We start from the raw sequence: 13,490 nt of genomic DNA, 5'->3' as shown, positions 1-13,490 counted from the left end.
CACCTTTCTGTCCCTCTCCCTCAGGGAGAGGGTTAGGGTGAGGGGAAATTCAGTCCACAGGACTCACATTTAATGGCTTACACCACTTTTTCACAGACGAAAAACGATCAACTCGCTGAGCCAATGTTCTTTGGTCAGCCAGTGAACGTGGCACGCTACGATCAGCAAAAATATGACATCTTTGAAAAGCTGATCGAAAAGCAACTTTCCTTCTTCTGGCGTCCGGAAGAAGTTGACGTTTCACGCGATCGTATTGACTACCAGGCGCTGCCGGATCACGAAAAACACATTTTCATCAGCAACCTGAAATATCAGACTCTGTTGGACTCCATTCAGGGGCGTAGCCCGAACGTGGCGCTGCTGCCGCTGATTTCCATCCCTGAGCTGGAAACCTGGGTTGAAACGTGGGCGTTCTCCGAAACCATTCACTCGCGTTCTTACACTCATATCATCCGTAACATCGTGAACGATCCGGCGATTGTGTTTGACGATATCGTCACCAACCAGGAAATCTTAAAGCGTGCGAAAGATATCTCCGGTTACTACGACCGTCTGATTGAGATGACCAGCTACTGGCATCTGCTGGGTGAAGGCACGCACAATGTCAACGGTAAAACCGTGACCGTGAATCTGCGCGCCCTGAAACGCCAGCTCTATTTGTGCCTGATGAGCGTCAACGCGCTGGAAGCGATTCGCTTCTACGTCAGCTTCGCCTGCTCATTTGCCTTCGCCGAGCGCGAATTGATGGAAGGTAACGCGAAAATCATCAAACTGATTGCCCGCGACGAAGCCCTGCACCTGACCGGGACTCAGCACATGCTGAACCTGATGCGTTCCGGCGAAGACGATCCTGAAATGGCAGAAATCGCTCTGGAATGCCGCCAGGAATGTTACGACCTGTTCGTGCTGGCCGCCGAGCAAGAAAAAGAGTGGGCAAGCTACCTGTTCCGCGATGGCTCGATGATCGGTCTGAACAAAGACATTCTGTGCCAGTATGTTGATTACATTACCAACATCCGTATGCAGGCTGTGGGTCTGGATCTGCCATTTAAAACACGTTCTAACCCAATCCCATGGATCAACGCATGGCTGGTGTCTGACAACGTGCAGGTTGCGCCGCAAGAAGTCGAAGTCAGCTCTTATCTGGTCGGCCAGATTGATTCTAATGTCGATGCTGACGATCTGAGCAATTTCCAGCTGTAAGTTATGGCACGTATTACGCTACTGAACACCGGAACGCAGCTCAATTCTGAAGAGGAATACCCTTCCCTGCTGGCGACACTGGAATCTCACCAGGTCGCCGTGGAATATCAGTGCCGGGAAGGTTATTGCGGTTCCTGCAGGATTAAACTTGTGACCGGTGAAGTGAAATGGCTGAGCGAGCCGCTGGCGTTTATCCAGCCCGGTGAAATTCTCCCCTGCTGCTGCAAAGCGCAGGGCGATATCGAAATCGAGATGTAAAAAAGGGCCGTTTAACGGCCCTTCAAATTGCTGACAAAGGGTGATAAATGTGTTTTGTAGGGTGGATAAGCGTTAGCGTCATCCACCATTTACGCCCGTTGTGTCGGATGACGCTGCGCTTATCCGACCTGGGAAGAAGTTTGTCATCAGTCTCAAGGGCCGTTTAACGGCCCTTTTCTTTTGTTTACTGCTTCTGCTGCTGCAAGAATTTCACACCCTTGTCCGGGAAGTCGGTAAACACCCCGTCCACACCCGCCTTGTTATACAGCACGTCAAACAACTGATCGACGTTACTGACATAGTCAGGTAACGCGTCCGCTCGTACCGTATAAGGGTGCACTGTCAGGTGGTTCACATGCGCCTGGGTGACCATATCGGTTAGCTTAACATTACCTTTGCTGGAGCCTTCCGCCACCAGCATGTGATAGTCAGGCCCGATACCGTCCGCATACTCGGCTATCTGCTTCATGGCTCCTGGTTTGAACATCCAGTCATAGCTGTAGTTGACCCACTTGCCGTCAGCCTGCTTCTCTTGCGTTTCGTTCCAGTCCGTATAAGCAATCAACTGAACCAGCTTAAGATTCATACCCAGTTTCGGCTCAAGCGAGTTTTTAATACGCTTGAGTTCAGCGGCATCAAAGCATTGCAGGTAGACCTTATCCTGCTTGCTGGTGTAGCCGTAACGCTTCAACACCTCAAGCGTTTTCGCCGCGATATCTTTTCCTTCCTGATGATGGAACCAGGGGGCTTTTATCTCTGGGTAAATACCAATATTTTTCCCTGCGGAGTGATTCAAGCCCTGGATAAACTCGATCTCCTCTTCAAAGGTATGCACGCGGAAATCAGATTTCCCCATCGGGAAACGACCAGGGAAGGTTTGCACCTGCTTGCCGTCTACCACATCAAAACCTTCGGTAAATTTCAGCGACTTGATTTCGTCGAGGGTAAAATCGATGGCGTAGTAGCGACCGTCTTTACGCGCCCGATTTGGGAAGCGCTGCGCAACGTCGGTGACCCGATCAAGATAGTGGTCGTGCAGCACCACTAATCTGTCGTCTTTGGTCATCACCAGATCCTGCTCAAGGTAGTCAGCCCCTTGAGCATAGGCCAGGGCTTTGGCAGGTAAAGTGTGCTCCGGCAGATAGCCGCTCGCACCGCGATGGGCTATCACCACTTTGTCCGTTGTCTGGGCAAAGGAGCTGGCGGAAGCAAACATTACCGCCCCCACCAGGATAGATTTGGTCAGGATTTTCATTATGCTTTCCCTGTCAGTTTTTTATGGTGTTGTTTGTTCTCACCCACCATCACCACCAACAACAGAATCACGGCCATAATGCTGCCGCCGATCATCACCATAAAGCCGCCGTCCCAGCCGAAGAAATCTACGGTATAGCCAACGATGGCACTCGCGGCCACCGAACCACCGAGATAGCCAAACAAGCCAGTAAAGCCTGCTGCCGTTCCCGCGGCCTTTTTCGGTGCCAGTTCCAGCGCGTGCAGGCCAATCAGCATTACCGGTCCGTAGATCAGGAAGCCAATCACAATCATACACGCCATATCCACACCCGGATTTCCCGGCGGGTTCAGCCAGTAAACAATGGTCGCAATCGTCACCAGAATCATAAAGAACACGCCGGTAGCACCGCGGTTGCCTCTGAACACCTTGTCCGACATCCAGCCACACAGCAGCGTGCCAGGTATTCCGGCGTATTCATAAAGGAAATAGGCCCAGGAGGATTTATCCAGCGCGAAATGTTTCACTTCTTTCAGATAGGTTGGCGACCAGTCGAGAATGCCGTAACGCAGCAAATAAACGAAAACGTTAGCAATGGCGATGTACCACAGCAGACGGTTGGGGAAAACGTACTGCATGAAGATCTGTTTTGCCGTTAGCTCCTCTTCCGTTTTTTCGTTGTAGTCGTCCGGGTAATCATTTTTGTATTCTTCGATTGGCGGCAAACCGCATGATTGCGGCGTATCGCGCATTAACGCAAAAGCAATTAACGCCACAAAAATCGCCGCAAAGGCTGGCATATAAAGTGCCGCATGCCAGTCGTTAAACCACGCCATCCCGAGTAAGAACAGCAGCGGCGGCAAGCCACCGCCGACGTTATGCGCGCAGTTCCAGATGGAAACAATTCCCCCACGCTCTTTTTTAGACCACCAGTGCACCATGGTACGCCCGCACGGCGGCCAGCCCATTCCCTGGAACCAACCGCATAAAAACAGCAGGACAAACATCACCGCAATACTGGATGTCGCCCACGGCACAAAGCCCATAAATAACATTACGGCGGCGGCCAGAATCAAACCGGCAGGTAAGAAAACACGCGGATTCGAGCGGTCAGAAACCGCCCCCATAATAAATTTCGAGAAGCCGTAAGCAATAGAAATACCGGAAAGCGCAAATCCGAGGTCACCGCGCGAGAAGCCCTGCTCCACCAGATACGGCATCGCCAGAGTAAAGTTTTTACGTACCAGGTAGTAAGCGGCGTAACCGAAGAAAATGCCCATGAATATCTGCCAGCGCAGACGACGATAAGTCGGATCGACATGCTCACTTTTCAGCCGTGGCTGGTGTGGGCTAGGTTTGAAAATGCTCAGCATAAATGCCTCCGTGGCAGGTTTTTTATCAAGCAATGTTCTTTTGCGAGCGCATGTTAAGGATTATCCCACCAGGTTAGTGTGAAACACCCCACAACATATTACATTTTTATTACAAACTATCGAAAAGGTGCATCACGTCACACTTTGCTTTCGTTTTATTTTCGAATTTGCTCGATATCAAACATTCGCATCTCGATCTGTGGCTGAATAGTCCCCAGATAATTTTTCAGGAGCGGAACATGGCGATGGGATGCAAAGAACAGGATGTGATTATTATTGGCGGAGGCGCTACGGGCGCGGGTATTGCCCGCGACTGCGCACGGCGTGGGTTACAAACCCTGCTGCTGGAAAGGCACGACATTGCAACCGGCGCGACAGGTCGTAATCATGGCTTGCTGCACAGCGGCGCACGGTACGCCATGACGGACAGCGAATCGGCCAGGGAATGTATTGAAGAAAACCGCATCCTGAAACGCATTGCTCGCCACTGTATCGAACGCACGGACGGCCTGTTTATCACCCTTCCTGAAGATGATTTAACCTTGCAGAGCGTGTTTATTGCCGCCTGCCAGGATGCCGGAATCAATGCACAGCAACTCAGTCCTCAAGAAGCATTACGCATAGAACCCGCGGTAAACCCTGAACTAATTGGCGCAGTAAGGGTGCCAGATGGCACAGTTGACCCATTCCGTCTGACCGCCGCCAATATGCTGGATGCCAGAGAACACGGTGCCGAAATTCTCACCGGCCAGGAAGTCACCGGCCTTATCCGCAACGGCGATCGGGTTTGTGGAGTGCGGGCTTACAATCATCAAACCCGCGAACATCACGATTTTTACGCCAGCGTAGTGGTAAACGCCGCGGGGATCTGGGGGCAACACATTGCTGAATATGCCGATTTACGTGTGCGAATGCTGCCTGCCAAAGGTTCGTTGCTGATCCTCGGCCATCGCATCAATAACATGGTAATCAACCGCTGCCGTAAACCTGCCGACGCCGATATTTTGGTCCCAGGCGATACCATTTCGCTGATTGGCACCACCTCAACGCCTGTCGAATATGAGCAAATCGACAATATGCAGGTCACCCCGCAAGAGGTCGACATCCTGATTCGTGAAGGTTCAAAGCTGTCACCCAAACTTGCCGCAACCCGTATTTTGCGTGCCTACGCTGGCGTTCGCCCGCTGGTTGCCAGCGACGACGACCCAACCGGACGAAATGCCAGCCGCGGAATTGTGCTGCTTGATCACGCAAAGCGTGACGGCATGGAAGGGTTCATCACCATTACTGGCGGCAAGCTGATGACTTATCGCCTGATGGCGGAATGGGCCACCAACGCGGTGTGTGAAAAAATCGGCAATATTCAGCCTTGCACCACAGCAACAACACCACTTCCAGGTTCCGAAAGCTCATCAGAAGAGACGCTCAGAAAAGTCATTTCATTACCGCCGACTATTCGGCGTTCTGCCGTTTGGCGTCACGGTGACCGCGCCGGGAAACTTTTGGCAGGTGACCGCCTGAGCAACAGCCTGGTTTGCGAATGTGAAGCGGTGACCGCAGGTGAAGTTCACTATGCGGTGAACCATCTGTCCGTCAACAATCTTGGCGATTTACGCCGTCGCACCCGCGTGGGAATGGGCACTTGCCAGGGCGAATTGTGCGCCTGCCGTGCCGCCGGATTACTACAACGCTTTGGCAGTTCAACGCCTGCGCAATCGCTTGATCAACTTTCTCTTTTTCTTAACGAACGCTGGAAAGGTATCCGCCCAATAGCCTGGGATGATGCGCTGCGGGAAAGTGAATTCACCGCCTGGGTTTACCAGGGGTTGTGCGGCTTGAAAAATGGATCGAAAAAAGGAATACCACAATGAGATTCGATAGCCTGATTATTGGCGGTGGCTTAGCCGGGCTGGTCTGCGGTATTCGCCTCGCAGAAGCGGGGCTGCGTTGTGCCATCATCAGCCGTGGGCAAAGTGCATTGCATTTTTCATCTGGCTCGCTGGATTTGCTGGCCGAACTGCCCGATGGCAGCCCGGTGAATTCGCCGTTAAACGCGTTGGATGCTCTGAAACAACAAGCGCCAGAACACCCGTACAGCTTAATGGGCGCGGAAAACGTTCGCCGTTTCGCAGCAGAAAGTGAGGCGCTACTCGCGCGCTGCCATATCCCGCTGCAAGGCAGTTATCAGCACAACCATCAGCGTGTTACGCCGCTGGGAATGCAACGCGCTACGTGGCTCAGCCCCGAAGAAATCCCCACCGCGCCACTGGCGTGGCAACGAATCACCGTGGTGGGCATTGCCGGTTTTCTCGATTTTCAACCCGAACTGCTCGCGGCTTCTCTCGCCCAGAATAATATCGAGGTACGAACCGCCGAGCTGACCCTTTCTGCGCTGGACACATTGCGTAATAACCCCAGTGAATTTCGCGCCGCCAACATTGCCCGCGTGCTGGATATGCCAGAGCAACAACGTTTACTGATTACCGAGCTTAAAACGCTGGCCATCAACACCGATGCGCTATTTTTACCCGCCTGCCTTGGCAGCGAAGACTCGCAGGCCTGGCAGACCATCAGTCGCCAGTTGCCCTGCGCACTTCGCCTGTTACCCACGCTGCCGCCTTCGGTGCTCGGTATGAGGATGCACCAACAACTACGCCGCCGCTTCCAGCAACTTGGCGGGATAATGATGCCGGGCGATGCGGTGCTGAACGCTGAATTTGAGCAGCAGAACGTCAGCGCGGTTTTCACGCGTAATCATGCGGAAGTCCCGCTGCGGGCCAATAATGTGATTCTTGCCAGCGGCAGTTTTTTCAGCAACGGTCTTGAAGCTAAATTTAGCGGGATTCGCGAGCCGATCTTCGGGCTGGATATTCGCGCTCCGGATAGGCGCGAACAGTGGTGTCACGAAGACTTTTTCAGCCCTCAACCCTGGTTACAGGCCGGTGTTGCCGTTGATGAAAATTTCCAGCCAACACTTCGCGGCCAGCGTGTCGAAAACCTGTATGCCATCGGTTCAATACTCGCCGGATACGACCCAATTCAACAAGGTTGCGGGGCTGGCGTGTCGATGACGGGCGCATTATATGTTGCCCAGAAAATCCTTGATGCTCAGGGAGGCAACGTATGAGCCTGCTCGATGAAACCAGTTTTGAAAACTGCATTAAATGCACCGTTTGCACCACCGTTTGTCCGGTTAGCCGGGTAAATCCTGATTATCCTGGCCCAAAACAATCTGGCCCGGATGGCGAACGCCTGCGCCTCAAAGATGCCGCGCTTTATGATGACGCACTGAAATATTGTACCAACTGCAAACGCTGCGAAGTGGCCTGCCCGTCTGATGTAAAAATTGGCGATATTATTCAGCGCGCCAAAGCCCGCTACGGTAAATCCACCTTCAATTTACGAGATGCCATTCTCAGCCATACCGACTTGCTGGGCACGCTGTCCACCCCCTTTGCGCCGCTGGTTAACACCGCCACGTCACTCAAGCCGGTGCGTACTCTGCTGGATAAAACGCTGGGCATCGACGGCCATCGCGAATTACCGAAATATTCTTCCGGTACGTTTCGGCGCTGGTATCACAAACAAGCGGCAGCGCAAAAAGCCTTTGCTGAGCAAGTGGTTTTTTTCCATGGTTGTTACGTGAATTACAACCACTCCCAGCTTGGAAAAGATCTGCTGCGCGTGATGAACGCGATGGGATTTGGCGTGCAATTACTGGATCGCGAAAAATGCTGTGGCGTGCCACTAATTGCCAATGGTTTTATCGATAAGGCCAAAAAGCAGGCAGCCATTAACGCCGCGTCTTTAAGCAAAGCGGTGCTTGAACAAGGGCTTCCGGTTATCGCCACCTCTTCCACTTGCACGTTTACCTTGCGTGACGAATACCCGCAGGTGCTGGATGTCGACACGCGCCCGATGCGTGACCATATCGAGCTGGCAACAAGGTTTATCTGGAAACAACTGGAAAAAGGACGTGAGTTAAACCTGAAAGCGTTACCGCTACGCATTGCTTACCACACACCGTGCCATATGGAGAAAATGGGCTGGTCGTTGTACACCCTCGATTTGCTGCGTAGTTTGCCTGGCGTAGAGCTGGTGATGCTCGAATCCCAGTGCTGTGGTATTGCCGGAACTTATGGATTTAAAAAGGAAAACTATCAAACGTCGCAAAGTATCGGTGCGCCATTATTTCAGCAAATTGAAGAAAGTGGCGTCGATTTGGTGGTGACCGATTGTGAAACGTGCAAATGGCAGATTGAGATGTCCACCAGTAAGAAATGCGAGCACCCGATTACACTGTTAGCCCGGGCGCTCGCTTAGCTTTAAAGCTCTATGACATCAACGACATTCACCCAACCATGCTCCGCTGCGACATCCCAGCCATTGAGCCAGCGGCGCAGCATGTTTAATGCCATCATCGCGCACACTTCCTGGCGGGTGCGCAGGTCGTGGCGAGTCACGCTGAATTTCACCTGCAAGCCGTAGGTGCCGCCAGGGGTATGTAGCGCAAAGTTAAGCTGCTCGTCTTCAAGGCTGCCGACCACCAGCGCCACGGTACTTCCGGCGGTGTGAGCGAATATTTTTGCGCGCTCGGCCACTTGTACCAGCGTTTCAGGGCGCGATGAAAGGACTTCATTGTTACCCAGCGGCGCTTGTGCACTGGAAAGTTGCAAACACAATAAACCCGCGGTGAATTGTTCGCTCAGCGCAATATTGAGGGACTGCTCGCGCAGGCGTTTTGCCAGTTGCGCAGGCAGCCCTTCTGTCCCTTCAAAAATCGTGCTTTCACCGGCAACATGCTGCACTTGCGGCCAGACGGCTTCCATCTCCGGGCGCAGGCTGGCAGGGCCGGTCAATTTCAGCTCAATAATCGGCATGGATGAGCGATAGCCCATTACCGCACCTTCCGGCAGGGGAATCGGTTCAAGGCTTTGGGCTAATTCGCTTTCAGAGCGCCCAAAGGTGGTAAGGCGCAGGCAAACTGGCGGTTCCGGCAACTCAAAGCGTGCGCGCAAGCGCGGCAGGATTTGCTCAGCAACCATCACTTTAAATTCAGAAGGGACGCCAGGGGTGAAAAACATCAGGCAGCGGTTAAGCTTTAGGGCAAATCCACAAGCGGTACCTACGGGGTTATCGACCATTTCACTGGTGGCGGGGATTAAAGCTTGCTTGCGATTGCTGGGCGCCATTTCGCGCCCGCGCTCAGCAAAGAAACGCTCCATTTGTTCGAGCCATGGCTGGTGCATCACCAGTTCCACGCCTGCGGCGGTGGCGGCGGCCAGCGCACTCAGATCGTCGCTGGTTGGCCCAAGCCCACCATTGACGATCAACACATCAGCCTGTTCGCTGCGCTCTTTGAGCACCGCAATCAAATCGTCAAGACTGTCGCCCACCGTATTGCGGCGCGACATTGGCAAACCCTGGTTAAAAAGATAATCGGCAAGCCAGGCTGCGTTGGTATCAATAATTTGACCATGCAGCACTTCGTCGCCGGTAGACAGCATTTCCACTTTTATCATTGTTGTGCTCCGCGGGAAAAAAACGATTCACTATAACTCAAGCAGACAGAAAATTAATTGGCAGAAATAAAACAGGCAGGTCAAATGAATGTCGGATGTCGCTGCGCTAATCCGACCTACGAAAGCAAAAGCAGTTGTAGGGTGGATAAGCTCAAGCGTCATCCACCATTTAATCCGATCTACAAAATGACAGGGATTTTAGAAAGCAGCGCTCACGCCAACATATGGCCCATCAGCGATCGAGTTATCACGCTCGCCATTTTTGTTTTCCATACCGATGTAGCGATAGCCTGCTTCAATGGTAATTGGGCGCATGATTGTCCAACGTGCGCCTGCACTGGCTTCCTGGTAGTTTTCAACACCGCTGGAAAGGGAGTCTGGGGAATAATAGTAATCACCGAATACCGCGAAGCTATCGAAAATCTTCCAGCTCAAACCACCGCCAACGGCCAGCGCGTAACCTTCATCGCCATCGTTAGGATTGAGGTAAACCGCACGGCCACCCACGGTACCCATAAATGGACCTAATGGCACATTCAGGCCTAAGCCCAGACCCGCAGTATCACCGTCATCATCGTTATGTGCGTAGTTACCGGTGAACGCCAGACCTGGGGAATCAGTACCGAAACCCACGACCACGTTAGTGTATTTTTCGCCTGCTTCACCGCCGATGCTGATAGCACTTGCGGATGCAGAAATGAGCGCCAGGCTGGCAGCGCCAGCCAGTAATAATTTGTTCATGTTTCGATCCTTAATAACAAAAAAAGGAGGTCCCTGAAAAAGGATGTCCTTAAAAAAAAACCGATTCTACAGCCACGATTGATGTAATCAACGTGTTAGAAATTCTTTTCGCTATTCGTTTGTAAGAAATTAAAACAGCGGGGATTGCCTGACAGGATTAATGAATAGCAACGATAGAAAATGCCAAATTGCCAGTGGTGCATAATTCCCATAATACTATAGTGGTTACTCTTACTATGATGATTCACCCTTACATTGATATATGGAGACAACAATGAGCAAAAAAGGATTAACGACTGCATCCGGGGCTCCCGTAGCCCACAATAACAACGTTGCAACCGCTGGCCCCCGTGGCCCAATGCTTTTACAGGATGTTTGGTTTCTGGAGAAACTAGCCCATTTCGATCGCGAAGTTATCCCCGAGCGTCGCATGCACGCCAAAGGGTCTGGCGCATTTGGTACTTTTACCGTAACCCACGATATTACGCAGTTCACCCGCGCGAAAATTTTCTCAGACATTGGCAAAAAAACCGATCTGTTCCTGCGTTTTTCGACTGTAGCAGGCGAGCGCGGCGCCGCTGATGCCGAGCGTGATATTCGCGGCTTCTCAATCAAGTTTTACACCGAAGAAGGTAACTGGGATTTAGTCGGTAATAACACCCCAATCTTCTATTTACGCGACCCGCTGAAATTCCCTGATTTAAACCACGTAGTGAAACGCGACCCGCGTACTAACCTGCGCAACCCCACTTATAAGTGGGATTTTTTCTCACAAATGCCTGAAACGCTGCACCAGTTAACCATCGATTTTAGCGATCGCGGCCTGCCACGTTCTTATCGTCATATTCACGGATTTGGTAGCCATGCGTTCAGTTTCATCAACAGCGACAATCAGCGTTTCTGGGTGAAATTCCACCTGAAAACCCAGCAACAAATTGCCAATCTGATGGACGATGAAGCCGCAGCCATCATTGCTAATGACCGCGAAAGCGCACAGCGTGATTTATTTGAGGCGATTGAAGGCGGTGATTTCCCACGCTGGAAATTCTATGTGCAAATTATGCCGGAAGCAGACGCGTCACAAACGCCATATAACCCGTTTGATCTGACCAAAATCTGGCCGCACGGCGATTATCCGCTGATGGAAGTGGGTGAGCTGGAATTGAACCGTAACCCGGATAACTACTTTGCTGATGTCGAGCAAGTGGCAATGTCTCCGGCAAACGTGGTGCCTGGCATTGGTTTCTCTCCAGACCGCATGCTGCAAGGCCGCCTGTTCTCTTACGGCGATGCCCACCGCTACCGTTTAGGGGTTAACCATCACCAAATCCCGGTTAACGCACCGAAATGCCCGTTCCACAATTATCATCGCGATGGCGCGATGCGTATTGATGGCAACAGCAGCAATGGCGCAACTTATGAGCCAAATAGCTTCAATGTGTTCCAGGAGCAGCCTGATTTCAGCGAACCACCGTTAAGTATTGAAGGGGCAGCAGACCACTGGAATCATCGTGAAGATAACGACTATTTCAGCCAGCCACGCGCCTTGTATAACCTGCTGAGCGCAGAAGAACATCAGCGCATGTTTAAACGTATCGCCGGTGATATGAAAGATGTTCCCGAGTTTATTCAGGAGCGCCAGATTGCCCTGTTTAGCGAGGTGCATCCGGAATATGGCGCGGGCATTGCCGCCGCGTTGAAAGCTTTGAAATAGTGCTGTAATAGGAAACCGAGTTCGTAGGTCGGGCAAGCGTAGCGCCCCCGACATGAAAGCGAGTGGCTGAAATTAAATTTTAGCCACTCGCTTTACCCATAATTTTAATTGCACCCGCGAAATCTTAATCCCGCCCTGCTTAAGTTCATCAGGCAAACGCAACCAACGCACTGGCTGCTGAAAACGCGCCACTTTTCCCTGTAACCATTCCGTCAGCAGCGACAAATCAAATTCGTCTGCGGCGTCCACCACGGCAACCGGGCGCTGACCAAATTCCACGTCATCAATAGGCACTACAAATGCCTGCTTCACCGCCGGGTGCTGCGCAATAATGCTTTCCACTTCTTCCGGCTGTATCCCTTCCCCACCGCTGAAAAACAGATTGTCGAGGCGGCCAATAAGAGTCAGGCGATGCTCATTTAACCTGCCGCGATCGCGAGTAGCAAACCAGCCATCGGCATTCACCAGCGGCAGCACTGCGCCCGCTTTCCAGTAACCTGAAGCCAGGCTGCTGGCGCGGATCCACACTTCTTCATCGACTATTTTCACTTCGCGCCCAGGTAGCGCTTCGCCCACGTCGGGCAACCCGTCAGCGCGTTTCGCACATACCGTCGAGGCCAGCTCCGTCAAACCATAACCACACCAGCAGTTGATACCTTTGGCTAAAGCAGCTTGCGTCAGTTCCACGGGAATGGCGGCACCACCCAGCAACACCTCACGCAGCGCCTGCGGTGGCGATTGTTCCAGCAAACGCCAGAGTTGTGTTGGCACTAGCGAGGCATGAGTACAACCCTGCAATGCCTCGCTCAACGGATGTAAGTCACGCACTACCAGGCAGCCACCGGCCAGTAACCAGCGCCAGAAAATCCCCTGCCCTGAAACATGGAACAACGGTAGCGACAGCAACCAGCTATCCCGCGCTGTATAGTCCATCACCGCCAGCACACCGGCAGCACTGGCAAGATGCGCGTCTGCGGTATGAACGGCGGCTTTGGGCAAACCGGTTGAACCCGAGGTCAGCGTCATCGATGCGAAGCGCGACGGCTGCCAGTCAGCCTGGTAGCATTCGCCTTCGTTCATCGTTAACGGGTTTATGTCGACCACGAATTGCGCAGCGTCAAAAGTCACCGCATGGCTGATCGTCAGGTCAGGCAGTAACTGTTCGAGCAACGCGTTGGGCAACTGCGGATTGAGCGGCAGAACGCACGCGCCACATTGCAGTAACGCCAGAAACGCTAACAGCATTTCCGGGCTGTTTTTGGAACGCAATGCAACGCCCTGTCCCTCTTGCACACCTTGCTGATGAAAGCCGCCAGCCAGCGCATCAACACGCTGGCCTAGCTCGCACCAGTTGAGAGTTTCATTGCCCAGAGTTAACGCGGCTTCGCTGCCGCGTTTTTGTGCCCAATGTTGCCAGGGAAAATCTTCGAAAATCATTCTTTAAA

11 protein-coding genes are annotated in these 13,490 nt (G+C 52.5%); 6 read left to right on the top strand and 5 right to left on the bottom strand.

What is annotated here, in order from left to right; genetic code table 11:
- Nucleotides 1-72 precede the first annotated feature (72 nt).
- Complete coding sequence (nrdB, locus tag EC843_RS14180; protein ID WP_064548591.1) at nt 73-1,203, top strand: class Ia ribonucleoside-diphosphate reductase subunit beta; 1,131 nt, start codon at nt 73-75, stop codon at nt 1,201-1,203.
- Between the two features lie 3 nt (nt 1,204-1,206).
- On the top strand, nt 1,207-1,461 hold the full coding sequence (gene yfaE, locus EC843_RS14175; RefSeq protein WP_133522425.1) for a class I ribonucleotide reductase maintenance protein YfaE: 255 nt from the start codon (nt 1,207-1,209) through the stop codon (nt 1,459-1,461).
- A 184-nt stretch (nt 1,462-1,645) separates the two neighbouring features.
- Here the strand turns inward: yfaE and glpQ are convergent, their stop codons facing one another.
- Nucleotides 1,646-2,716: a glycerophosphodiester phosphodiesterase gene (gene glpQ, locus EC843_RS14170; RefSeq protein ID WP_133522424.1), complete on the bottom strand. Its 1,071-nt coding sequence runs from the start codon at nt 2,714-2,716 to the stop codon at nt 1,646-1,648.
- On the bottom strand, nt 2,716-4,068 hold the full coding sequence (gene glpT / locus EC843_RS14165) for a glycerol-3-phosphate transporter (RefSeq protein ID WP_064548596.1): 1,353 nt from the start codon (nt 4,066-4,068) through the stop codon (nt 2,716-2,718). The genes glpQ and glpT overlap by 1 nt, the downstream gene beginning before the upstream one ends.
- 239 nt (nt 4,069-4,307) lie before the next feature.
- On the opposite strand from glpT, the gene glpA reads away from it, so the two are divergent.
- The 3 genes from glpA to glpC are packed head-to-tail and all read left to right on the top strand — an operon-like array spanning nt 4,308 to nt 8,391.
- Nucleotides 4,308-5,939: an anaerobic glycerol-3-phosphate dehydrogenase subunit A gene (glpA, locus tag EC843_RS14160; protein ID WP_133522423.1), complete on the top strand. Its 1,632-nt coding sequence runs from the start codon at nt 4,308-4,310 to the stop codon at nt 5,937-5,939.
- Complete coding sequence (glpB, locus tag EC843_RS14155) at nt 5,936-7,195, top strand: glycerol-3-phosphate dehydrogenase subunit GlpB (RefSeq protein ID WP_133522422.1); 1,260 nt, start codon at nt 5,936-5,938, stop codon at nt 7,193-7,195. The genes glpA and glpB overlap by 4 nt, the downstream gene beginning before the upstream one ends.
- Complete coding sequence (glpC, locus tag EC843_RS14150; protein WP_121814095.1) at nt 7,192-8,391, top strand: anaerobic glycerol-3-phosphate dehydrogenase subunit GlpC; 1,200 nt, start codon at nt 7,192-7,194, stop codon at nt 8,389-8,391. The genes glpB and glpC overlap by 4 nt, the downstream gene beginning before the upstream one ends.
- 2 nt (nt 8,392-8,393) lie before the next feature.
- Here glpC and EC843_RS14145 read toward each other — a convergent pair whose 3' ends face one another.
- Nucleotides 8,394-9,590: a nicotinamide mononucleotide deamidase-related protein YfaY gene (locus tag EC843_RS14145; protein WP_121814096.1), complete on the bottom strand. Its 1,197-nt coding sequence runs from the start codon at nt 9,588-9,590 to the stop codon at nt 8,394-8,396.
- A 198-nt stretch (nt 9,591-9,788) separates the two neighbouring features.
- Nucleotides 9,789-10,331, bottom strand: a complete 543-nt coding sequence (locus tag EC843_RS14140) for a YfaZ family outer membrane protein (RefSeq protein ID WP_064548606.1) — start codon at nt 10,329-10,331, stop codon at nt 9,789-9,791.
- Nucleotides 10,332-10,605: 274 nt separating this feature from the next.
- Here EC843_RS14140 and EC843_RS14135 point away from each other — a divergent pair, with 274 nt between their 5' ends.
- On the top strand, nt 10,606-12,045 hold the full coding sequence (locus EC843_RS14135) for a catalase (protein WP_064548608.1): 1,440 nt from the start codon (nt 10,606-10,608) through the stop codon (nt 12,043-12,045).
- Nucleotides 12,046-12,117: 72 nt separating this feature from the next.
- Here EC843_RS14135 and menE read toward each other — a convergent pair whose 3' ends face one another.
- On the bottom strand, nt 12,118-13,482 hold the full coding sequence (gene menE / locus EC843_RS14130) for an o-succinylbenzoate--CoA ligase (RefSeq protein ID WP_133522421.1): 1,365 nt from the start codon (nt 13,480-13,482) through the stop codon (nt 12,118-12,120).
- Nucleotides 13,483-13,490: the final 8 nt, after the last annotated feature.

The organism is Buttiauxella sp. JUb87 (genome assembly GCF_004361975.1).
Taxonomy (GTDB): Bacteria; Pseudomonadota; Gammaproteobacteria; order Enterobacterales; family Enterobacteriaceae; genus Buttiauxella; species Buttiauxella ferragutiae.
This window is presented reverse-complemented; position numbering and strand designations above follow the sequence as displayed.

Bases quoted from the DNA above. Each gene is read 5' to 3' on its own strand.
- nrdB (WP_064548591.1), top strand. From the start codon at position 73: ATGGCTTACACCACTTTTTCACAGACGAAAAACGATCAACTCGCTGAG.
- yfaE (WP_133522425.1), top strand. From the start codon at position 1,207: ATGGCACGTATTACGCTACTGAACACCGGAACGCAGCTCAATTCTGAA.
- glpQ (WP_133522424.1), bottom strand. From the start codon at position 2,716: ATGAAAATCCTGACCAAATCTATCCTGGTGGGGGCGGTAATGTTTGCT.
- glpT (WP_064548596.1), bottom strand. From the start codon at position 4,068: ATGCTGAGCATTTTCAAACCTAGCCCACACCAGCCACGGCTGAAAAGT.
- glpA (WP_133522423.1), top strand. From the start codon at position 4,308: ATGGCGATGGGATGCAAAGAACAGGATGTGATTATTATTGGCGGAGGC.
- glpB (WP_133522422.1), top strand. From the start codon at position 5,936: ATGAGATTCGATAGCCTGATTATTGGCGGTGGCTTAGCCGGGCTGGTC.
- glpC (WP_121814095.1), top strand. From the start codon at position 7,192: ATGAGCCTGCTCGATGAAACCAGTTTTGAAAACTGCATTAAATGCACC.
- EC843_RS14145 (WP_121814096.1), bottom strand. From the start codon at position 9,590: ATGATAAAAGTGGAAATGCTGTCTACCGGCGACGAAGTGCTGCATGGT.
- EC843_RS14140 (WP_064548606.1), bottom strand. From the start codon at position 10,331: ATGAACAAATTATTACTGGCTGGCGCTGCCAGCCTGGCGCTCATTTCT.
- EC843_RS14135 (WP_064548608.1), top strand. From the start codon at position 10,606: ATGAGCAAAAAAGGATTAACGACTGCATCCGGGGCTCCCGTAGCCCAC.
- menE (WP_133522421.1), bottom strand. From the start codon at position 13,482: ATGATTTTCGAAGATTTTCCCTGGCAACATTGGGCACAAAAACGCGGC.